The organism is Streptomyces sp. NBC_00016 (assembly GCF_045040885.1).
Taxonomy (GTDB): Bacteria; Actinomycetota; Actinomycetes; order Streptomycetales; family Streptomycetaceae; genus Streptomyces; species Streptomyces coriariae.
Genome location: NZ_CP108304.1, coordinates 3,314,071 through 3,335,502, shown reverse-complemented (window position 1 = coordinate 3,335,502; position 21,432 = coordinate 3,314,071). Strand labels below are relative to the sequence as shown.

General features: G+C 72.1%; 13 protein-coding genes. 4 read left to right on the top strand and 9 right to left on the bottom strand.

Annotated features, from left to right (window positions below; translation table 11 throughout):
* Positions 1-11 precede the first annotated feature (11 nt).
* The 3 genes from OG933_RS14560 to OG933_RS14550 all read left to right on the top strand — a co-directional run bounded on the left by OG933_RS14560 (position 12) and on the right by OG933_RS14550 (position 4,497).
* Positions 12-1,298, top strand: coding sequence for an AAA family ATPase (locus OG933_RS14560; protein WP_405627378.1), 1,287 nt, complete (start codon positions 12-14; stop codon positions 1,296-1,298).
* Positions 1,295-2,587: a DUF2201 family putative metallopeptidase gene (locus OG933_RS14555; protein ID WP_362531783.1), complete on the top strand. Its 1,293-nt coding sequence runs from the start codon at positions 1,295-1,297 to the stop codon at positions 2,585-2,587. The genes OG933_RS14560 and OG933_RS14555 overlap by 4 nt, the downstream gene beginning before the upstream one ends.
* Before the next feature lie 731 nt (positions 2,588-3,318).
* Positions 3,319-4,497 carry a hypothetical protein gene (locus OG933_RS14550; protein WP_405627376.1) on the top strand — a complete coding sequence of 393 codons (1,179 nt, stop codon included), beginning with the start codon at positions 3,319-3,321 and terminating at the stop codon, positions 4,495-4,497.
* Positions 4,498-4,551: 54 nt separating this feature from the next.
* On the opposite strand, the gene OG933_RS14545 is transcribed toward OG933_RS14550, so the two are convergent.
* The 9 genes from OG933_RS14545 to glgX form a co-directional block, all read right to left on the bottom strand.
* Positions 4,552-5,070, bottom strand: coding sequence for a DUF1990 domain-containing protein (locus OG933_RS14545; protein WP_362531789.1), 519 nt, complete (start codon positions 5,068-5,070; stop codon positions 4,552-4,554).
* Between the two features lie 72 nt (positions 5,071-5,142).
* A complete protein-coding gene (locus OG933_RS14540) occupies positions 5,143-6,807 on the bottom strand; it encodes a M4 family metallopeptidase (RefSeq protein WP_362531792.1) in 1,665 nt (554 codons plus the stop codon).
* A gap of 319 nt (positions 6,808-7,126) precedes the next feature.
* Positions 7,127-9,178, bottom strand: coding sequence for a M4 family metallopeptidase (locus OG933_RS14535; RefSeq protein WP_405627374.1), 2,052 nt, complete (start codon positions 9,176-9,178; stop codon positions 7,127-7,129).
* 284 nt (positions 9,179-9,462) lie between these two features.
* Entirely contained in the window at positions 9,463-9,711 is a 249-nt protein-coding gene (locus OG933_RS14530; RefSeq protein ID WP_362531798.1) for a hypothetical protein, read from the bottom strand.
* Positions 9,712-9,844: 133 nt separating this feature from the next.
* Positions 9,845-11,617: an ABC transporter ATP-binding protein gene (locus OG933_RS14525; protein WP_405627372.1), complete on the bottom strand. Its 1,773-nt coding sequence runs from the start codon at positions 11,615-11,617 to the stop codon at positions 9,845-9,847.
* Positions 11,614-13,554, bottom strand: coding sequence for an ABC transporter transmembrane domain-containing protein (locus tag OG933_RS14520; RefSeq protein ID WP_405627370.1), 1,941 nt, complete (start codon positions 13,552-13,554; stop codon positions 11,614-11,616). The genes OG933_RS14525 and OG933_RS14520 overlap by 4 nt, the downstream gene beginning before the upstream one ends.
* Positions 13,555-13,593: 39 nt before the next feature.
* Positions 13,594-15,453 carry an ABC transporter ATP-binding protein gene (locus OG933_RS14515; RefSeq protein ID WP_405627369.1) on the bottom strand — a complete coding sequence of 620 codons (1,860 nt, stop codon included), beginning with the start codon at positions 15,451-15,453 and terminating at the stop codon, positions 13,594-13,596.
* A complete protein-coding gene (locus OG933_RS14510; RefSeq protein ID WP_362531809.1) occupies positions 15,450-17,267 on the bottom strand; it encodes an ABC transporter ATP-binding protein in 1,818 nt (605 codons plus the stop codon). The genes OG933_RS14515 and OG933_RS14510 overlap by 4 nt, the downstream gene beginning before the upstream one ends.
* A gap of 351 nt (positions 17,268-17,618) precedes the next feature.
* The gene (gene glgX / locus OG933_RS14505; RefSeq protein ID WP_405627368.1) at positions 17,619-19,871 is read right to left on the bottom strand and encodes a glycogen debranching protein GlgX; all 2,253 of its coding nucleotides are present in this window, start codon (positions 19,869-19,871) and stop codon (positions 17,619-17,621) included.
* Between the two features lie 153 nt (positions 19,872-20,024).
* On the opposite strand from glgX, the gene OG933_RS14500 reads away from it, so the two are divergent.
* Positions 20,025-21,269: an Ig-like domain-containing protein gene (locus OG933_RS14500; protein WP_362531816.1), complete on the top strand. Its 1,245-nt coding sequence runs from the start codon at positions 20,025-20,027 to the stop codon at positions 21,267-21,269.
* Positions 21,270-21,432 lie beyond the last annotated feature (163 nt).

Here is a 21,432-nt window from a genome sequence, read left to right as displayed (position 1 = left end):
TGCCCACGCCCATGCCCACGCGTACCCTCTTCGCCACTGCGCCCCCTTCCGTCCCGACCTCTTCCGTCCCGGCTCCCGCCTCTCAACTCGACGTGGCGAGCGAGCTGTTGGCCCTGTTGCGTGACTCCACCACCGAACCGCGCCCCGACAGCCAGTTGGAGGCCCTCACCCTGGCCGTGGCCGCCGACCTCCCCGTGCTGCTGTGGGGCGAGCCGGGGATCGGCAAGACCGCCGCGCTGACCCAGCTCGCGGAGGCGCTGGACCTGCCGCTGACCACGGTGATCGCCAGCGTGCACGAGCCGTCCGACTTCTCCGGGCTGCCCGTCGTCGGGGACGATCCGGCGGAACAGGGCGTCCCGATGGCCCCGCCGGACTGGGCGGTGCGCCTGGTGCGGGCCGGTCGGGGGCTGCTGTTCCTCGACGAGCTGTCCACGGCGCCGCCGGCCGTGCAGGCCGCCCTGCTCCGGCTCGTACTGGAGCGCCGGATCGGCACGCTGACCCTGCCGCCCGGGGTGCGGATCGTGGCCGCCGCCAACCCGCGGGGCTCGGCCGCCGACGGCTGGGAACTGAGCCCGCCGCTGGCCAACCGGTTCGTCCACCTCCAGTGGACCCACGACCACGAGGTCGTCGTCCGCGGACTCGGGGGGACCTGGCCCCGGGCGACCCTGCCCCGGCTCGACCCGGCGAAGCTGCCGGAGGCCGTGGACTTCGCTCGGCGCGCGGTGTGCGGACTGCTCGCCGCGCGCCCCAAGCTCGTGCACCAGCTGCCCAGCAGTGAAGCGCGCCGGGGCGGCGCCTGGCCGTCGCCGCGCAGCTGGGACATGACCCTGAGCCTGATCGCCTTCGCGACCGCGGCCGGCTCCTCCCGCGACGTACTCTCGCTGCTGGTCAGGGGCACGGTCGGCGACGGTCCGGGACTGGAACTGCTGGCGAGCCTGGACCGGATGGACCTCCCGGACCCCGAGACACTGCTCGCCGACCCGGCAAGCGCCGACCTGCCCGAGCGGGGCGATCTGCGCCAGGCCGTGCTGGACGGTGTCGTGGCGGCGGTCCGCACCCGCCCCGACAGGTCCCGCTGGGACGCGGCGTGGGCGCTCCTCGTACGGGCGTTGGAGACCGGCGCCCCGGATCTGGTGGTCGTCCCCGCGACGACGCTCGCCTCCCTGCGCCGGGAGGACTGGGACGTACCGGCGTCGATCGAGAAGCTGGCCGGAGTGGTGACCCTGTCCCGGCGGGCGGACCGGGCGGCGGATCGCGCGACGGCGCGGACCACGGCCGCCGCGAAGGCGGGCCGATGAGCCCGGACGAGCTGCTGAGCGCCGACGAGGCGCAGGCCGTCACCGGCAGGCCCCGGGGCACGGTGGAGCCGAGGCCCCTGGACCTCGACAAGCTCTTCGCCGCCCGGCTGCAGGCCGCCCGGGCCCGGCCCTATCTGGCGACGGCCCTGTTCGCCCTGCACCCGGTGGAGTCGCGCCGGGTGCCGACGATGGCCGTGGACCGGCACTGGCGGTGCTATGTCTCACCGGCGTTCGTGGACCGCATGCCGGTGGAGGAGCTGGCCGGGGTGTGGGTGCACGAGGTGTCGCACCTGCTGCGCGACCACCACGGGCGCAGTGAACGGGTCGCCCGGGAGCGGGGGTTGACCGGTGCGGGGGAGCGGCTGCGGATGAACATCGCGGCCGACTGCGAGATCAACGACGACGCGTTCGGGGACGGACTGGTCGAGCCCGAGGGCGCCGTCACGCCGAACTCCCTCGGACTGCGGCCGGGCGAGTTGATGGAGGACTACCTGCGCCAGTTCCGGCTCGGGCCGCACACCCAGAACCTGGTCTGGCTGGACTGCGGCAGCGGCGCCGACGGACGGGAACGGGAGTGGGACCTCGGCCCGGACGGCGCGCACGGCCTGAGCGAACAGGAACGGGACGCCGTCCGCTTCCGGGTGGCGCAGGGCATCGCCGGCCGCCGGGGGACCGCCCCTGCGGGGTGGCGGCGGTGGGCCGAGGAGGCCTTCCATCCGCCGCAGCCATGGCGGGATCTGCTGGGCGCGGCCGTCCGTTCGGCGGTCTCGGCCCCGGGCGCGGGGGAGGACTACTCCTACGGCCGGCCGTCCCGCCGCTCGGCGGGCGTCCCGGGCACGGTCCTGCCGAGCCTGCGCCGCAGACCGCCCCGGGTGAGCGTGGTCATCGACACCTCGGGATCGGTCAGCGACGCCGAACTGGGCAGCGCGATCCTGGAGGTCGCCGCGATCTCCCGGGCCGTGGGCGGCCGACGCGATCTGGTCACCGTGGTGCCGTGCGACGCGGCGGCCCGCATCGTGCACCCGCTGTGCCGGGGCGAGGGCATCCCGCTGATGGGCGGAGGCGGTACGGATCTGCGCGCGGGCTTCACCAAGGCCCTCCGCGCGCGGCCCCGCCCCGATGTCATCGTCGCCCTGACCGACGGCCAGACCCCCTGGCCGAGCACCCGCCCGCCGTGCCGCACGGTGGTGGGCCTGTTCCCCCGCGGCTCGGCGTCGTACGACGAGGACGACCCCGACTACGTACCGGACGATCCGCCCGCCTGGGCCCGGGTGGTGGAGATCGGGTGACCGGGTGAGGGCGTTCTGTGGGGAATGTCGTGTGATCACGTTCACTTCGGCCGAGGGAACTGTGTGAATATCTTGTGCTCCCGCTGGGAGATCCTTTAGAACTTGCCCACTCGTGATCGTTTGGGCGGGGGGATTTCCGCGCGTTCGGCACGCCGGAGCAGCGGATGAGTGGAATGAAGCAAGTGAGCGAAGAGAGAGCCGGGATGTCCGGAGTCCGTCGTCGTGGGGCGGGTGTCCTGGGGGCTGTCGTGGTGGTGGCCGGTCTGTGTCTGGTGGGGTGCTCGGCTGCCGGGGGTGCCGACGGGTCGGCGGACAGGGAGAGTTCACCCTCGGGCTCGGTGTCCGCGTCGGTGAGTTCGTCGAGCGGTGCCGCTTCACCGAGCCCTGCTCCGAGTCGTTCGGCGACCGCGTCGGCCTCGCCGTCGCCGTCGAAGACCTCGGCTCCGCGGGCGACGAAGGACTCGTCGGCGCATGCGGGCAGCGGCTCCGGCAGGTCGAGTGGTTCCGGCACGACCGGGGGTGGGTCGGGCGGATCGGGTTCTGTCGCGCAGAATCCCAACCGGGGGTCCGATCCTCCGCCCGCGCCGGCCCGTCCGTCGCCCACGCCGGAGTGGAGCTCCGAGGAGTGGCAGCCCGGGGATCCGGTCGAGACCAGGCCTCTCGCCACGCCTGAGCAGGGCTGACATAGGCTGTGCCGCCCGTTGATCGACGCAGAGAGAGGCCGACGGCGCGTGTCTGACAGACCGTCCGAAGAGCACAGATCCGGTTCGGAGAAGGGGGAGGGGGACGGCAGCTCCATCTCCGACGAGGAATGGGCGACGTTCGTCCAGGACAGCGAACGCGGGATACCCGACTCCGCACCGAAGGAGCCGTCCGCGCGGGCCCGCGAGGTCACGGAGCGGCTGCGGCGGCAGGAGGCGCGCGGGGCGACGCCCAAGGGGTGGCGAACCGTTGCGGATCTGCAGGAGACACAGGAGCGGGCGTCTCGCAGAGGGCGGCGGCTGTGGGCCTTCCTCGGGGTGCCGGTCGTGATCACTCTGGTCGTCGTGGCGATGCGGCCGTCGTTGTTGCCGGGTAACCCCTTCGGTGTCGGCGAGCCCGGATCCGCCGTATCGGCCTCGCCGTTGCCCATGGAGACCGCCGCCCCGACCGGCGCGCCCGGCTCGGCCGGCGTCGCGATTCCCACGATCGAGCGGCCGTTCGCGGGCTCCCCCGCGTTGCAGTGGGCCGACGGCGCGGCCGGCATCGTCCCGCCGAAGGCGACCCGCGTCGGATCGCTGTCCAAGGCCCAGGTGGAGCAGGCGCTTCAGCAGACCAGGAAGCTGCTGATCGACGCGAACCTCGATCCGGCCACCCTGCGCGGCGGACGTCCCGAGACGGCGCTCTCCGTGATCGAGCCACGGCAGAAGGAATTGCTGGACCTGCTGGACACCTCGCTGAGCAAGCCGGACGAGGAGCACGACCCGGTGCTGATGTTCAGCCGCTTCGACCCAGCCGAACTGCGCCTGGCCGGTGACGTGGTCAAGACGCGGGGACGGATGACGTTCAAGGCGGGCGAGAGCGCCTCCGTCGTCGTGCACGCCGACTACACCTTCGTGTACCCGCTGGTGCGCGTCGACAAGGACGCCCCGACCGAGGTGGAGCGCACCATCGTGCGCCGGGTCGTCGACATCGAACTCTTCGATCCCGCCAAGTGGGTCGTCACGCCGGGGAAGATCACCGTCACGCAGTACGACCAGGAGATCGGCAACTCCGCCTGCGACGTCTACGACGGTTATCTGCACCCCCAGTTCGCCACGGACCAGCCCACGGGCGCGCCTGCGACCGGCCCGACGACGGACCCGTACGACCGCAGTCAGGACATCGCCGGGCACGCCGAGGAGGGCTGCGGCGTGGTGTCCCGCACCTGACCTGTCGGCGCATGGTGCGCGGGGGCGGCCCGCCCGGCCATGACTCGTCCTCGGCTAGGACTTGTCGCCCTCGCTCAGTTCCCGCAGCACCACCCCGCACCGGCGTGCGTATGCCTGCTGCAGGCCTCGGGCCGCCGGGCCTGCGGCCCTCGCGTACCACTTCGCGCCGCGGCTGAAGGCGGACACCGTCAGCCAGACCGTGCCGTCTCCGGTGCGGTCGACGACGAAGGACTCCTCGCCGCATTCGGGGTGGCCGGGAAGGGTGCCGTACGCCCAGCCGGCCCGCCGGTGTTCGTCCACTGTCCAGACCACCCGGCAGGGGGCTTTTATGAGGCCGGCCAGGGTGACGGTGACATCGACGTCGGGGGCCGCCCGTTGCGCGGTCGTGTCCATACCTACACCGAGGGCGCGGTGCATCTCCCAGGTCAGGACCGCTTCGGCGGCCCGGCGGAAGACGTCGTGGCCCTCGCCGAGGCGGGTGCGGACGTGCAGGGAGTGGAAGCCGGGAGGGCAGTGGCCGGGGCGGTCGCGGGTCGCGCCGACATCGTCGTACGTGAAGTCCTTCGAAGACATGGGAGCCAAGAGTAAGGCGGTACCCGGGGATGCCTTCGTCCCGGGTACCGCCTCACGTCAACTACTGGTGGGTCAGGCGACGTTGACTGCCGTCCAGGCCGCCGCCACGGCCTTGTACTCGGTGCTGGTCGAGCCGTACAGCGCCGACGCCGCGCTCAGGGTCGCCGTGCGGGCGCCCGCGTAGGTGGTCGTCGAGGTCATGTAGGTCGTCAGCGCCTTGTACCAGATCTGGACGGCCTTGGCGCGTCCGATGCCGGTGAGGGTGGAGCTGTTGTACGTCGGGGAGTTGTAGCTGACCCCGTTGATGGTCCGGCTGCCGCTGCCCTCGCTGAGCAGGAAGAAGAAGTGGTTCGCCGGGCCGGACGAGTAGTGCACGTCCAGGTTCTTCAGCGAGGACGACCAGTAGTTGGCCGAGCCGCCGTCCTTGCTGGGCTGGTCCATGTAGCGCAGCGGGGTGCCGTCGCCGTTGATGTTGATCTTCTCGCCGATGAGGTAGTCGCCGACGTCGGAGGTGTTCGCCGCGTAGAACTCGACGGCGGTGCCGAAGATGTCGGAGGTCGCCTCGTTGAGGCCGCCGGACTCGCCCGAGTAGTTCAGGCCCGCGGTGTTGGAGGTGACGCCGTGCGTCATCTCGTGGCCGGCCACGTCCAGCGAGGTCAGCGGGTGGGTGTTGCTCGACCCGTCGCCGTACGTCATGCAGAAGCAGCTGTCGTCCCAGAAGGCGTTCACGTAGGCGTTGCCGTAGTGGACGCGGGAGTACGCGGCGACGCCGTTGTTCTTGATGCCGCTGCGGCCGAACGTCGACTTGTAGAAGTCCCACGTCGCCTGCGCGCCGTACGCGGCGTCGACCGCGGCCGTCTGGTCCGTGGTCGAGCTGGAGGCGGCGCCGGTGCCCCACGTGTCGTCGGCGTCGGTGAACAGCGTGCCCGCCGAGGAGGTCGTGGCGTGCGCCTTGTTGTACGTCTTGTGGCCGCCGCGCGTGCCGTCGGTCAGCTGGTACGTCGAGCCCGAGAGGGTCGTGCCGAGGGTCACCGTGCCCGAGTAGAGGCTCTTGCCGGTGCCGGTCTCGATGCCCTGGTACTCGTACAGCTTCTTGCCGGTGGCGGCGTCGGTGATGACGTGCAGCTCGTTCGGGGTGCCGTCGTCCTGGAGCCCGCCGACGACCGTCTCGTAGGCGAGGACCGGCTTGCTGCCGTTGCCCGCCCAGATCACCTTGCGGGGCGCGTCGCTGGCCTCGGTGCTGGCGGAGCCGGCGTCCTTGGCGAGGGTCAGGGCCTGCTTCTCGGCCTTGGCGGCGGTGACGACGGGGGTGAGCGAGGCGACCTTGATGGTGGTGCCGGTCGCCTTGGTGACGCCCTTGTTCGCGCCCGCGGCCGACTCGTGGACGACCAGGTCGCCGCCGAGAACCGGCAGACCCGCGTAGGTCCGCTCGTAGCGCGTGTGGACCGTGCCGTCCGCGTCCTTCACGACGTCGCGCACGACCAGCTTCTCCTGGGCGCCGAGGCCTATCTCCTGCGCGGTCTCGGGCGCGTCGGCCTGCTTGTCCTGGATCAGGGCGGTGCGGGCGGCCGGGGCCAGCGCGGTGGGCACGGCGAGGGGCGTCGCACCGGTGGCGTCCGCCGGGGTCTGCGCGGCGGCGGTACCGGCGGTCAGGCCGGTGGTGACCAGGGCTCCGGCCGCGACGGCGGTGGCGATGGCCAGAGTGGTGCGCTTGTGACGCGCGTAGAGGGAGGTCACACAAGCTCCTTGGATGTGGGGGTGCCCGGGCAGCGTGGGGTGGCTGTCCGTGACTGCTGTGAAGTTGTGCGGCGGGTGACAGGAAGACTGGCATCAAGGCGCGTACATGTCAGGACCCCGAAGTGATGTTGGCTGAAAATCAACTGCCGGATGAACATTGCCGGAATGTAAACGCACTTGACCTGGGTCAAAGGCCAACAGGGCGTAGGTAAGGCGCTGGCAAAAAGGGGGCGCCGCCCCGGAGGAGTCGTGACTCCGGGACGGCGTCCTGTGCGAGGCCCGTCGGTCGGCTGTGCGCGAACCCTGTGGGGCCTGTGACCTACGGGAAGGTCACTTTCCAGCTGTTGATGTAGCCGGTGTCCTGGGCCGCGTTGTCCTGGACCCGCAACTTCCAGACCCCGTTGGCGACCTCGGAGGACGCGTTCACGGTGTACGTGGTGTTGATGTTGTCCGTGCTGCCGCCGGTGCCGTACGCCTTCAGCGTGTAGGCCGTGCCGTCGGGGGCGAGCAACTGCACCTGGAGGTCACCGATGTAGGTGTGGACGATGTTGACCGCCACCGCCAGGTTCGAGGGCGCGTTGCCGGTCCGGCCGGAGACGGTGACCGAGGAGGTGACCGCCGCCCCGTTGTCCGGAATCGATACGTCGGCGGTGTTCTCGAAGGAGGTGCCGCCACCGCCCCCGCCGTCGGAACGGGCGCCGACCGCGACGCCGGCCCACGCGTCCTGCACCGCCTTGTACTCGGTGGAGGTCGTGCCGTACAGCTCACCGGTCGCCGCCAGCGTGCCGGTGCGGGCCGCCGCGTAGTTGGTGGTCGTGGTGAACTTCGTGGTCAGCGCGCGGAACCAGATCTTCTCCGCCTTGTCGCGGCCGATGCCGGTGACCGGCAGGCCGTCCGCGGTGGCCGAGTTGTAGGTGACACCGTTGATGGTCTTGGTGCCGCTGCCCTCCGACAGGAGGTAGAAGAAGTGGTTCGCCGGGCCGGACGAGTAGTGGACGTCGACCGATCCGATTCCCGAGTACCAGCTGTCCTTCGACGCGCCGTCCTTGCTCGGCTTGTCCATGTACCGCAGCGGCGAGCCGTCGCCGTTGATGTCGATCTCCTCGCCGATGAGGTAGTCACCGACGTCGGAGGCGTTCTGCGCGTAGAACTCCACCGAGGTGCCGAAGATGTCCGAGGTCGCCTCGTTGAGGCCGCCGGACTCGCCGCTGTAGTTGAGGCCCGCGGTGTTGGAGGTGACGCCGTGCGTCATCTCGTGCCCGGCCACGTCGATGGACGTCAGCGGGTGGGTGTTGCCGGAGCCGTCGCCGTACGTCATGCAGAAGCAGCTGTCGGACCAGAACGCGTTCACGTACGCGTTGCCGTAGTGCACGCGCGAGTACGCGCCGACCCCGTCGCCCCTGATGCCGCTGCGGCCGTGCACGTTCTTGTAGTAGTCCCAGGTCAGGGCCGCGCCGTAGTGCGCGTCGGCGCCCGCGGTCTCCAGGTTGGACGCGGCGCCGGTGCCCCAGACGTCGTCGGAGCCCGAGAAGAGCGTGCCGGTGCCGGAGGTGCCCCGGTTGAGGTTGTACGTCTTGTGGCCGCCGCGCGCGCCGTCGGTCAGGTTGTACGTCGACCCCGACTGCGTGGTGCCCAGGGTCACCTGGCCGCTGTACATCGTGTTGCCGGTGCCGGTCTCGATGCCCTGGTACTCGTAGAGCTTCGCGCCGGTGGTGGCGTCGGTGATGACGTGCAGCTCGTTCGGGGTGCCGTCCTCCTGGAGGCCGCCGACGACCGTCTCGTACGCCAGGACCGGGGTGCCGTTCGCCGCCCAGATCACCTTGCGCGGGGCGCGGTTGGTGTCCGCCTGCTCGGCGCCGGCGGCCGCGGCGAGGCTCAGCGCCTGCTTCTGCGCCTTGGCCGCGCTGACGGCGGGCGAGAGCGAGGCGACCTTGATGGCCGTCCGGGTGGCCTTGGTGACGCCCTCGGTGGCACCGGACTTCGCGGTCTCGACGACCAGGTCGCCGCCGAGGACCGGCAGACCGCCGTAGGTGCGCTCGTAGCGGGTGTGCAGGGTGCCGTCGGCGTCCTTGACGACGTCACGGACGACGAGCGCCTCCTTGGCGCCGAGGCCCAACTCCTTGGCGGTGGCCGCCTTGCCGGAGTCCGCGTCGCGTATCAGCGCGGCACGCTGGGCGGGGGTGAGGCGTACCGACTCGGCGCCCGGGTCGGCCTGACTCGCCGCCTGCGGTGCCTTCACCGGGGCAGCGGTCGCGGCGCCGGACTGCACGGCGGCGGCGATGAGCGCGGAGACGCCGACGAGGGCGACGGCCGCGGCACGACGGGAGGTGCTGTGGGGGGTGCGTCTGCGAGAGGGACTGCTGCTCAACACTGACTCCTTCTGCGCGGCCACGGGTCACGCGGCCAGGGGAGACCCGACGGCGGGTGAGCCGTGCGGGCACGACAAAGGCGGTACGCAGAACAAAGGCGGAACGTGGAGCGGGCTTAGCTGTGGGGTTGCTGTGAACCAGCAGTGGGAAGAGTGGCAGTGGATTGCGCTATCTGTCAGGAGCGCGTCAGGAAGTTGGCCGGAAACAGTTCGTTGTCCGGTAGTTCATGTTCGATATGCGGTCGATTGGCCGACAGGTCAGGTCGAGCGGTCCGCAGGGACCGGGGTCAGGCGAGCCCCAGCTCGTGCCGCCACCGCCAGGCGAGCTTCAGGCAGGCGCGGCCCGCGGGCAGGGTCCCCGGATGCTCCGCGTACCCCAGCACGCTCTCCTCGGTGAACGGGAAGGGGGCGTCCCGGGAGCAGTCGATGGTCACTCCGCCGTCGCCGGTGGCGTCCGCGGCGCCCAGGAACTCCTCGGCGTACTCCCGCATGGTGTTGCGCCACAGGTCCAGATGGGTGCCGATGACCGCTTCCATGCCCCCGTGCCTCCCCTTCCCGTGCCGTTCGCGTGCCGGCCTTCCCGTCCTGCGCCCCGAGCCTCGCCGGTGGTCCGGCCGGGTGGGCCGGCACGGCTACCCTGCCCGTTTCCCGGCCGGGGCGAACGGCGGATCAGGGTTCGGTCCGCTCCCCGTGCCAGGTCCGCCAGAGTGCCGCGTACGCCCCGTCCGCCGTCACCAGCGCCTCGTGCGTGCCGAGTTCGGTGAGGCGGCCGTCCTCCATCACGGCGACCCGGTCCGCGTCGTGCGCGGTGTGCAGGCGGTGGGCGACGGCGATGACGGTCCGGCCCCGGAGCACGGCGGCCAGTGCCCGCTCGGTGTGCCGGGCGGTCGCCGGATCCAGCAGCGCCGTCGCCTCGTCCAGGATCAACGTGTGCGGATCGGCCAGCACCACCCGGGCCAGGGCGAGTTGCTGGGCCTGCGAGCCGTCCGTACGGACACCGCCCCCGCCGAGCACGGCGTCGAGGCCGCCGGGCAGCTCCCGGACCCAGTCGGCGGCCCCGACCGCGGCCAGCGCCGCCCACAACTGCCCGTCGTTCGCCGCCGGTTCGGCGATCAGGAGGTTGTCGCGGACCGTACCGAGGAAGACGTGGTGCTCCTGGGTGACCAGCACGACCTGCCGGCGCAGCGTCTCGGGCGCCAGCTCCGCGACCGGCACCCCGCCCACCGTCACCGTGCCCGCGCTCGGCGCGTCCACGCCCGCGAGCAGCCTGCTCAGCGTGGTCTTGCCCGCACCCGACGGGCCGACCACCGCGAGCCGCTCACCGGGCCGCACCGTCAGATCGACCCCGCGCAGCACCTCGCCGCCGCGCTCGTAGGCGTACCGCACGCCCGTCACGTCGATCCGGTCGTCCGCCGGAGCGGGCGCCCCGCCGTCCGGCTCGGCGCGCGGCGCCCCGGCCAGGCCCTCCACCCGGGCGAACGAGGCTCCACTGCTCTGGAGTTGCTCGACACGCAGCAGGATCTGGTCGAGCGGTTCGGTGAACTGCCGCAGATACAGCGCGGCCGCCACCACCGCGCCCAGGCTCATCGCGCCCCGCGCGTGCAGCGCGCCGCCCAGCAGCAGCACGCCCGCCACGGGCAGCGAGTACGACACCTCGATCACCGGGAAGAACACCGAACGCAGGTGGAGCGTACGGAAGCGGGTGCGGCGCGAGATCTCCAGCGCGTCCCGGCTCGCCGCCGTCCGCCGCTCCTGGAGCCGGAACGCCTCGACCGTGCGCGCCCCGGACGCGGTGGCGGCGACGATCTCGGCGACCTCGGAGGTGGCCGCGCCCTCGGCGAGGTAGGCCGCGCGCGCCCGCCGCAGATACCAGCGCAGCGCGAACCAGATCGGGGTCAGCCCCAGCACTCCGATCGCCCCGAGGAGCGGGTCGATCACGAACACCGCGCCGAGCGTGAACAGCGCCTGGACCGTGCAGACCAGCAGCTCGGGCCCGGCGTCCCGCAGGGTGGTGCCCACGGCCGCCACGTCGGCGGTGCCGCGCGTGGTCAGATCGCCGGTGCCGGCCCGCTCCACGACCGACGCGGGCAGCGCGAGCGCCCGCCCGACGAACTCCTCCCGCACCCGCGCCAGCATCCGCTCACCGAAGCGGTGGCCCGCGTACCGGGCCCAGCGGGCCAGCAGCAGCTGCGCCAGCGCGCAGACCAGGATGGCCGCCGCGAGCCGGTCCACGGCCCCGGTGCCGTGTCCGGTCCGCACCTCGTCGATGATCCGCCCCAGCAGCCACGGCCCGGCCAGGCCGGCCCCGGCGGCGAGCACGTTCAGGGCGAGAGCGGCTCCGAAGGCCCGCCGGTCGGCCCGCAACAGCCGGACCGCCGCCCGCCGCACGTCACCCGGCTCGGCGACCGGCAACCGGCCCGAGCCCTCGTCGACCACGGTCACCGCACGACCTCCTCGGCACCGGCACCGGCACCCGCTCCCGTGTCCGTGTTCCTGTCCGTGTCCGTGTCCGAATCCGTGGCCTTGTCCCCACCCGCATCGTCACCCGGGTCCGAGTCCGCGTCCGGACCGAGGCCGTCGGTGTCGTCGGTGTCGTCCGTGTCGTCCGCGTCGTCCGCGTCGTCCGTGTCTCGTGCCACCAGGGACCGGTATCCCGGTTCCCGTTCCAGCAGGTCGTGGTGGTGGCCGGTCGCCGTCACCTTTCCGTCGACCAGGTAGTGGACGGTGTCCGCCTGGGCGAGGAGCAGCGGGGAGGTGGTGGTCACCACCGTGGTCCGGCCGGTCCGTGCCGCGCGCAGCCGCTGGGCGACCGCCGCCTCCGTGTGCGCGTCGAGCGCCGATGTCGGCTCGACGGCCAGCAGCGTCCCGGGGTCGGCGAGCAACGCCCGTACCAGCCGGACCCGTTGCCGCTGGCCGCCGGAAAGACTGCGGCCCTGCGCGGTCACGGGTGACTCGAGTCCCTCCGGCAGGCCCTGCACGATGTCGTCGGCGGCCGCCGCCCGCACCGCCCGTCCGACGTCCGCCGGGGAGGGCGCACGCCGTCCGCCCACCACCTCGCGCAGACTCCCGGCGAACAGGTCGGCCTCGTTGTCGGCGACCAGGATCCGGTCCCTGACCTGGTCCAGCGGGACGGCGTCCAGCCGTACCCCGCCCCAGGTGGCGTCCGTGGGGCCGTACCGGCCGAGCCGGTCCACGACGGCGGTCACCTCCGTGTGCCGGGCGCCGACCAGCGCGGTCAGCCGGCCCGGTGCCACCCGCACACCCGATACGGGGTCGTGCAGCACCGACGGCTCGACGGGCGCGTCGGCGACACCGGTGCCGGTGCCGGTGCCCGTGCTGGTGCCGGTGCCCGTGCTGGTGCCGGTGCTGGTGTCGGTGTCGGTGTCGGGGGCCGGCTCCAGCCGCAGCAGCCGTACGACGCGCCGGGCGGCCACCACGCCCCGGCTGAGCTGGTAGCCCATGTCGACGAGGAACGCCACCGGGCCGATCAGGACGGCGACATAGCCGTACACCGACACCAACTCGCCGACGGTCATGTCCCCCTGGGCGGCGAGCCGGGCCGCCAGCCAGGTCACCACCGCGAGGAACAGCGTCGGCAGGCCCACCCCGAGCGCCTGCATCCAGCTGGTGACCGCGCCGACCCGGTAGCCCTGCGCCCGCAGCCGCTGCGAGTCGCGGTCGAAGGAAGCCGCGAACAGCTCCTTGCCACCGAGCCCGTTGAGCACTCGCAGCCCGCCCGCGAGATCGCCGATCCGCGCGGTGAGCACTCCCTGTCGCTCCCGGTACTCGGTCTCCGTGCCCTGCAACCGCGACATCAGCGGCCCGACCAGCATCGCGACCACCGGCATCCCCAGCAGCACCACCGCCGCCAGCAGCGGCGACACCGACAGCAGCAGCCCGGCGACGAAGACATAGACGACGACCGAGCCGACGCCCGGCCCGATCACCGTCAGCGCGCCCGCGATCGTGTGCACGTCGCTCACCCCGATGGTGACGACCTCCGCGGCCCCCACCTGACGCGGCAGCGCGGCGCCGAGCCGCAGCGTGTGCTCGACGACGACCTTGGTGGTGCGGAAGTACCCGTCCATGCGCACCCGGGTCATCGTGCGGTGCCGCATGATGCTCACCCAGGCGTTGAACGCGCCCACCGCGAACAGGGCCGCCGTCCAGCCGGCCAGCGCCGCCGTGTCACCGGGCTCGAGACCGTCGTCCACCGCCTTCGACAGCAGGTACGGCGCCACCGCCATCAGCACCATCCAGACGCTGGCCAGCACCGCCCCGGCCAGCGCCCGCCACGGCTGGCAGCGCACCAGCCACGCCAGGTACGCCCAGCCGCCGCGGCTGTCGGGCGTGCCGGGATCCTCGTACGCGTCGATCATCCACTCGTCCTTCCGGCCCCCGTAGTTCCCCCTGGACGCTCACACCAGACTGTCCCGCCAGGCCCGGTGCAGGTCCGCGAACCGGCCGGTGCCCGCGATCAGTGCGGCCGGGCTGCCGTCCTCGACGATCCGCCCGTGCTCCATGACCAGGACCCGGTCGGCGATCTCCACGGTCGACAGCCGGTGCGCGATCACCACCGCCGTACGGCCCTTCAGCACCGTCGCCATCGCCGCCTGCACGGCCCGCTCGCCCGGGATGTCGAGCGAGCTGGTCGCCTCGTCGAGGATCAGCACCGCCGGGTCGGCCAGCAACGCCCGCGCGAACGCGACGAGTTGTCGCTGCCCGGCGGAGATGCGACCACCGCGCTTGCGGACGTCGGTGTCGTAGCCGTCGGGCAGGGCGCTGATGAACTCGTGCGCGCCGATCGCCTTCGCCGCCCGCTCGATCTCCTCCCGGCCCGCGTCCGGCCGGCCGATGGCGATGTTCTCGGCGACCGTGCCGGAGAACAGGAACGCCTCCTGCGTCACCATGACCACCCCGCGCCGCAGTTCGGGCACGGCCAGCTCGCGCAGGTCGACCCCGTCCAGCAGCACCCGCCCCGCGGAGGGGTCGTAGAAGCGGGCGAGCAGCTTGGCCAGCGTGGACTTGCCCGCTCCGGTCGAGCCGACCACGGCGACGGTCTGTCCGGCGGGCAGGGTCAGATCGAAGCGGGGGAGGATCTCGCCACCCGTGCGATAGCCGAAGGACACCCCGTCGAAGACGACCTCCCGGCCGGGCAGTTCGCCCTCCAGCGGCGGGAGTTCCCGCGGCATGGCCGGCTCGGGCACGGACGGCGTCTGCGCGAGCAGCCCCGCGATCTTCTCCAGCGAGGCGGCCGCCGACTGGTAGGAGTTGAGGAACATGGCGAGCCGGTCTATCGGGTCGTACAGCCGCCGCAGATACAGGACGGCCGCCGCCAGCACCCCCAGCTCCAGCGAGCCGTCGGTCACCCGGGTGGCGCCCCACAGCACGATCAGCGCGACCGCCGTGTTGGCGACCAGCCGCGATCCGGTGACGTACCGGGCCATCTCCAGGAGCGCGTTGCCGTTGATCCGTTCGTGCCGCTGGTTCAGGACACGGAAGTCGGCGTCGTTGAAGGGCTCGCGGCGGAACGCGCGCACCGGCCGGATGCCGTTCATCGTCTCGACGAACTTCACGATCACGGCCGCGATCGCGGTGGAACGGGCCCGGAACACCTGCCCGGCGCGCCGCTGGTAGATCCTGACGAGGAGGTACAGCGGCACGAAGGAGGCCACCGCGACGGCCCCGAGGCCCAGGTCCAGCCAGAGCAGCATGGCCGAGATGCAGAGGAAGGAAAGGATCACCGTCACGAGTTCCTGGAGGCCCTCGCTGAGCAGTTCGCGCAGCGACTCCACGTCCGTGGTGGAGCGGGAGATCAGCCGCCCCGAGGTGTAGCGCTCGTGGAAGTCGAGGCTCAGCGCCTGCGCGTGCCGGAAGATCCGGCCGCGCAGATCGAGCAGCGCGTCCTGGTTGACGCGGGCGGAAGCGATCAGGAACGCGTACTGAAGTCCGCCGGAGACCAGCGCACACAGCAGATAGCCGACCCCGACCGCGATCAGCGGCCCGTGGTCGTCGGCCCGGAACGCCGGTACGGCGCGGTCGATGGCGTACGCCACCAGCAGCGGGCCGGCCTGCACGGCCGCCTGCTGGAGCAGCAGCAGGAGCGAGGTGAAGGCGACCCGTGCCCTCATGGGCGCGAGCAGGGAACGCAGCAGCGCGCCCGTGGCGCCGGGCGGGGTGGGCAGGACGTCCTTGTCGAAGGGGTCGTCGGCGGCGGTCCGCCGGGGGACTTCGGGGTCGTCGTCGGTGACGGGGGAAGTGGTGGTGGGGGCGGTCATCGGCGGTCGGCCTCCTGTTCCCCGAAGTGAGTTCCGGACGGTGTGCCGGACGGCTCTCCGGACATGAGGTGGGCGTACTCGGTGTTGCTGCGCAGCAGTTCGTGATGGGTGCCCACGGCGGTGACGCGCCCGTCGGACAGCAGGGCGACACGGTCGGCGAGGAGCACGGTGGACGGGCGGTGCGCCACGATCAGCGCGGTGGTGTCGGCGAGGACCTGCCGCAGAGCCGCCTCCACGGCCGCCTCGGTGTGCACGTCCAGCGCGGACAGCGGGTCGTCCAGGACGAGGAACCGGGGCTGCCCGACGACGGCTCTGGCCAGCGCGAGGCGCTGCCGCTGCCCGCCGGAGAGACTGAGCCCCTGCTCGCCGACCTGCGTCTCGACGCCCTGCGGCAACGCGTGCGCGAAGTCCGCCTGGGCCACGCCGAGTGCCCGCTCCAGCTCGACGGCGCCCGCCCCGTCCGCCGCTCCCATGAGGACGTTCTCCCCGACGCTCGCGGAGAACAGGGTCGGCTCCTCGAAGGCGACGGCGACCCGCGAGCGCAGCTCCTCGCGGGACATCGCGGTGATGTCCTCGCCGTCGAGCGTGATGCGGCCGGCGGTCACCTCGTGCAGCCGGGGGACCAGGGCCGTGAGCGCGGTCTTCCCGCTGCCGGTCGCCCCGACCAGCGCCATGGACTCGCCGGGCCGGATGTGCAGATCGACGCCGTCGAGGGTGGGCGGGGAGTCGGGGGAGGCGTCGGGATAGCGGAAGGTGACACCGTCGAACCGCAGACCGCCGTCCGCCGCGGCGGCCCGCCCGCCCCGGCCCTCGGGCTCCTCGGGCGCCTCGTCCATCACCTCGAAGTAGCGCTCCGTCGCCGTCGCCGCCTCCTGGCTCATCGCCAGCAGGAAGCCGATCGAGTCCACCGGCCAGCGCAGCGCGAGCGCCGTGGACAGGAAGGCGACCAGGGTGCCCGCGGACAGCTCGCCGTCCGCCACCTGCACCGTGCCGAGCACCAGCGCCGCCCCGATCGCCACCTCCGGGAGCGTCACGATGACGGCCCAGATCGTGGCCAGCAGCCGTGCCTTGCGCAGCTCGGTGCCGCGCAGCGTCGAGGACAGCTCCCGGAAGGCCCGCGCCTGGCTGCGGTGCCGCCCGAAGCCCTTGATGATCCTGATCCCGAGGACGCTCTCCTCGACCACCGTCGTCAGGTCCCCGGCCTGGTCCTGGGCGCGCCGCGCCACGACCGCGTACCGGCTCTCGAAGTACACGCACATCACGACGACGGGGACGGCCGGACCGAGGATGACCAGCCCGAGCGTCCAGTCCTGGAGCAGCATGATGACCACCCCGAAGAGGATCGTCACCGAGTTGACCAGCAGGAACGTCAGCGGGAAGGCGAGGAACATGCGCAGCAGACCCAGGTCGGAGGTCGCCCGGGACAGCAACTGCCCCGAGGGCCACCGGTCGTGGAACGCCACCGGCAGCCGCTGGAGCCGCCCGTAGAGCTCCGCCCGCATCTCCGCCTCGACATGCGACAGCGGACGCGCCACCAGCCAGCGCCGCAACCCGAACAGCAGCGCCTCCGCGAACCCGAGCAGCAGCAGACAGAGCGCGCCCAGCCAGACCCCGGCGGTGTCCCGGTCGGCCACGGGGCCGTCCACCATCCACTTCAGGACGAGCGGGATGACCAGCCCCGTACAGGAGGCGAGCACGGCGACGAAGGCGGCCGCGAACAGCCGTATCCGCACGGGACGGACGTACGGCCACAGACGCAGCAGGGAGCGTACGGCGGAGCGGTCCTGGGAAGCGGTTGCAGGTGTCCTGGGCATCACCGCGAGCCTACGGACCGGCACTGACATCGCCCACCGAGTTTTGGCCCGACCGGACTCGGCCGCTGGTCCTACGACCTGCGTGTTCGAGGGGTCGTACCCGGCACGTCAACCGATCGGCTGAGGCCCGTTCGGGCGAGCCGGCCGATCCCCGCGCCGCCCAGGGGCCGCCCCCTCCGGGGCAGCGCTCGGTCGGACCTCGGTGTATTGACTTGCTCCCAGGGCCTCAGCCCGGGGATTCGGGCCTTCTCGTCCGTTGCTGTGCCGCTACGCGGCACGGGGTTCGGTCGGGGAGCGTGGCTTCAGTGTGATCAGCGGGCCGGCCTCGGGGCCAGGAATCCGCCGGGGAGTTCATGGGCCTGAAACGTTGTCCCACCCCACCACCCGCAGCAGCAGCACCGTCCGCCCCGGCACCGTGACCGGCATCCCCGCCCGGTGCCTCCTGCCCGGCGCCTCCCCCTGCTCCTCGCTCGACGTGTCGACGACCACCTCGTACCGCTCCGCCCACGGCGCCCCCGGCAGGACGAAGCTCACCGGCCGGTCCCCGGCGTGCAGGACGGCGAGGAAGCTGTCGTCGGTGATCGGCGCGCCCCGCTCGTCCCGGCCGGGAATGTCCCGTCCGGACAGGTACATCCCGAGGGTTGCCGCGGGCGCGTACCAGTCCCCTTCGGTCATCTCCGTGCCCCGCTCGGTGAACCAGGCGAGGTCCCGCAGTCCGTCCGCCGAATGCGCCCGCCCGGAGAAGAAGGCGCGGCGGCGGAGCACCGGGTGCCGGTGGCGCAGCGCGATCAGCCGGGCGGTCAGGTCGAACAGGGCCCGCCATCCCGGCTCCTCGAGCAGCCCCCAGTCCACCCAGCTGATCTCGTTGTCCTGGCAGTAGGCGTTGTTGTTGCCCCGCTGGGTGCGCCCCAGTTCGTCGCCCGCGACCAGCATCGGCACGCCCGTCGACAGCAGCAGCGTCGTCAGCAGGTTCCGCAACTGCCTCCGCCGCAGCGCCAGGACCGTTTCGTCGGCCGTCTCGCCCTCGGTGCCGCCGTTCCAGGAGCGGTTGTCGTTCGTACCGTCCCGGTTGCCCTCGCCGTTGGCCTCGTTGTGCTTGCGGTCGTACGACACCAGGTCGCGCAGGGTGAAGCCGTCGTGCGCGGTCACGAAGTTGACCGACGCGTAGGGCCGGCGTCCGCCCCACGCATACAGGTCGCTCGACCCCGACAGCCGGTAGCCCATCTCCCGCACGTCCGGCAGCGACTGCCGCCAGAAGTCCCGTACGGCGTCGCGGTAGCGGTCGTTCCACTCCGTCCACAGGGGCGGGAAGGCGCCCACCTGGTAGCCGCCCGAGCCCACGTCCCAGGGTTCGGCGATCAGCTTCACCCGGCGCAGCACCGGGTCCTGCGCGATCACCGCGAGGAACGGGGACAGCATGTCGACGTCGTGCATGGAGCGGGCCAGCGCCGCCGCCAGGTCGAAACGGAAGCCGTCGACGCCCATCTCCGTCACCCAGTAGCGCAGCGAGTCGGTGATCAGCCTCAGCACATGGGGCTGGACCACGTGCAGGGTGTTCCCGCAGCCCGTGTAGTCGGCGTACCTGCGCGCGTCCGACTGCACCCGGTAGTAGCCCCGGTTGTCGATGCCCTTCAGTGACAGCGTCGGCCCCAGCTCGCCGGCCTCCGCCGTGTGGTTGTAGACGACGTCGAGGATCACCTCGATGCCTGCCGCGTGCAGGGCGCGCACCATCCGCTTGAACTCGCCGACCTGCCCGCCCGTCGTCCCCGCGGAGGCGTACGCGGCGTGCGGGGCGAAGTAGCCGATGGAGTTGTAGCCCCAGTAGTTCTTCAGCCCCCTGCGCAGCAGATGGTCCTCGTGCGCGAACTGGTGGACGGGCAGCAGCTCCACCGCCGTGACGCCCAGCCTCACCAGGTGCTCCACGGCCGCCGGGTGCGCCAGACCGGCGTAGGTGCCGCGCAGTTCCTCCGGGATCCCCGGGTGCAGCCGGGTGAAGCCGCGCACATGCAGCTCGTAGATCACCGAGTCCGCCCAGGGCGTCTTCGGCCGGCGGTCGTCGGCCCAGTCGTCGTCATCGTGCACGACGACGCCCTTGGGGACGTGCGGTGCCGAGTCCCGTTCGTCGCGCACGGTGTCGGCGACCTGCTGCTGGGGCCAGTCACGGACATGCCCGTAGACCTCCGGCGGCAGGCTGAACTCGCCGTCCACCGCCCTGGCGTACGGGTCCAGGAGCAGCTTCGCCGGGTTCCAGCGGCCGCCGGTCCACGGGTCCCAGCGGCCGTGCACCCGGTAGCCGTAGCGCTGGCCCGGCATGATCCCGGGCACGAAGCCGTGCCAGATCTCGTGCGTGAGCTCGGTGAGGCGGGCACGGGTCTCCCGGCCGGCCTCGTCGAACAGGCACAGTTCGACCGACTCCGCCCCACCCGCCCACAGCGCGAAGTTGGTGCCCGCGACCCCGTCCGGGCCGACCCGGAACCGGGCGCCCAGGGGTGTGGACGCGCCCGGCCACACGGGTGGACCCGGCACCTTGCGCGACGCACCGTTCATGACGGTGTCCGGCGTGGCGCGTTCCGCCACCGCCTCCTGCTCGGCTGCGCTGGACACCGTTCAGCCTCCCGCGGCTCATGGAACGACGTGGGAAAAGAGCGCGCGGTGTCCCGGCCGCGGCTCCCCGTCGCGTCGTCCTCCCCCCATTTCTGCCCAGAGCGGCCCTCGCACTCACGTTTCCCCGGAGCATGCCCGGTCGTTGGGCACCATGTGAGGCACGTACAAGGGCGCGCACGGCGCGCGGGGGTCGCACTGGCCGCCGTACTGACATGGGCAGGACTACTTGCCGGGGCCGCCGGTTGCACCGGCGAGGACAGCCGGAGCGGACTCGACCGGGTGCTCGGCAAGCCCCCGGCCCCCGAGGACGTCATCCGCGTCACCCCGGCTGACGGAACGAAAGGGGTACGGCCCGAGGAGCGGCTGTTGGTGCGGGTGCCGGGCGGGCGGCTGGAGTCCGTGAAGGTCGTCAGGTCGCAGGACGCCCAGGAGACCCCGGTCCCGGGCAGGATCACCGCGGACGGATCGAGTTGGCGGCCGGACGACGACCGGCTCGGGCTCGCCGCCCGCTACACCGTCGACGCCGTCGCCCTGGACGGCGACGGGAACCGCTCGGCCCGGCACACCACTTTCACCACCTACGTCCCCGAAGAGCGCTTCATCGGCTACGTCACCCCGGAGAACCGCTCCACCGTGGGCACCGGGATGATCGTCTCGCTGGAGTTCAACCGGGAGATCGACAACCGGGCCGCGGTCCAGCGCGCCGTCCGGGTCACGGCCGAACCCGCGGTGGACATCCGGCCGCACTGGTTCGGGGACACCCGGCTCGACTTCCGGCCCGAGGAGTACTGGGAGCCCGGTACCCGGGTCACCGTCACGCTCGGGCTGCGGGACGTCGAGGGGGCGCCCGGTGTCTACGGGCTCCAGGACAAGTCGTTCTCCTTCACCGTCGGCCGCAGCCAGGTGTCCCTGGTGGACGCGGCGAAGCACACCATGCAGGTGCGGCGCGACGACGAACTGCTGGCCACCGTGCCGATCACGGCCGGGGCGCCGAAGAACACCACCTACAACGGGAAGATGGTGGTGACCGAGATGCTGGAGCTGACCCGGATGAACGGCGCCACGGTCGGCTTCAAGAAGGCGAACGGCAAGGGCGAGTACGACATTCCGGACGTGCCGCACGCCATGCGGCTGACCAGCTCCGGCACCTTCCTGCACGGCAACTACTGGGCGGAGGACGTCTTCGGCCGGGTCAACGTGAGCCATGGCTGCGTGGGTCTCAGGGACGTCAAGGGCGGCGCGTCGGACACGCCCGCGGGCTGGTTCTTCGACCGCTCGCTCGTCGGTGACGTCATCGAGGTCGTGCACAGCAAGGACAAGCAGGTCGCCCCGGACAACGGGCTCGGCGGCTGGAACATGACCTGGAAGGAGTGGATCGCCGGCGGCGTCCTGAAATGACCTCGCCCTCCGATGCAACCTTCCCCGCGTTCGCACGGTCCTAGTTGGGACTGAACGGTGACAATCTTGGCCCGTCCAGGCCGTTGACCTTGTGGTTAATATGCGGCGAACGCGGGGGACGCGTCGCGGTGCGGGCCCGGGGAGGGCCCGGGGGAGTGGGGAG